The following is a 1064-nucleotide window of genomic DNA, read 5'->3' as shown; positions in this document are numbered from 1 at the left end:
CACAACGACGCCTTCCCCGGCAACCACCCGCTGTTTGCCGGCCCTCTGGGCTATAACGGTTCGAAGGCCGGGATGGAGCTGATCAGCGAGGCTGATGTTGTTCTGTGTCTTGGCACCCGTCTGAACCCGTTCTCGACCCTGCCGGGCTATGGCATGGAATACTGGCCGGCGAATGCCAAGATCATCCAGGTCGACATCAACCCCGACCGCATCGGCCTGACCAAAACTGTCACCGTCGGTATCGTCGGTGATGCGGCCAAGGTGGCCCAAGGCATTCTGGCCCAGCTGAGCGACACCGCCGGTGACGAAGGCCGCAAGGAGCGCAAGGAACGCATTGCGCAGAAAAAATCCGCCTGGGCGCAGGAGCTGACCTCGATGACCCACGAGGATGACGATCCGGGCACCACCTGGAACCAGCGCGCCCGTGACGCCAAGCCGGACTGGATGAGCCCGCGCATGGCGTGGCGCGCGATTCAGGCGGCGCTGCCGAAAGAGGCGATCATCTCGTCCGATATCGGCAACAACTGCGCCATCGGCAACGCCTATCCGTCGTTTGAAGAGGGCCGCAAGTACCTGGCGCCGGGCCTGTTCGGCCCCTGCGGCTATGGGCTGCCCGCCATCGTCGGCGCCAAGATCGGCTGCCCGGACGTTCCGGTTGTGGGCTTTGCCGGTGATGGTGCATTCGGCATCGCGGTGAACGAACTGACCGCGATCGGCCGCGAGGAATGGCCTGCCGTGACCCAGATCGTCTTCCGCAACTATCAGTGGGGCGCGGAAAAGCGCAACTCGACCCTGTGGTTTGACGACAACTTCGTGGGCACCGAGCTGGACACCAAAGTGTCTTACGCCGGTATTGCGCAGGCCTGTGGTCTGAAGGGCGTCGTTGCCCGCACCCAGGACGAGCTGACCGCGGCGCTGAACCAAGCGATCGAGGACCAGAAGAACGGCATCACCACGCTGATCGAGGCCCTGATCAACCAGGAACTCGGCGAACCCTTCCGCCGCGACGCAATGAAAAAACCCGTCGCAGTCGCCGGAATCTCAGCCGACGAAATGAAAGATCA

At 63.1% G+C, this 1064-nt stretch carries 1 protein-coding gene; it reads left to right on the top strand.

Annotated features, from left to right (window positions below; all coding sequences use genetic code 11):
- The coding region (locus tag AC2FEB_RS23320; protein ID WP_496884424.1) for a thiamine pyrophosphate-dependent enzyme at positions 1–1064 on the top strand (1064 nt) is incomplete at both ends.

The organism is Ruegeria sp. YTSC106, assembly GCF_059609765.1.
The sequence above is the reverse complement of the archived record's forward strand: the minus strand, read 5'-3'. Positions and strand labels throughout refer to the sequence as shown.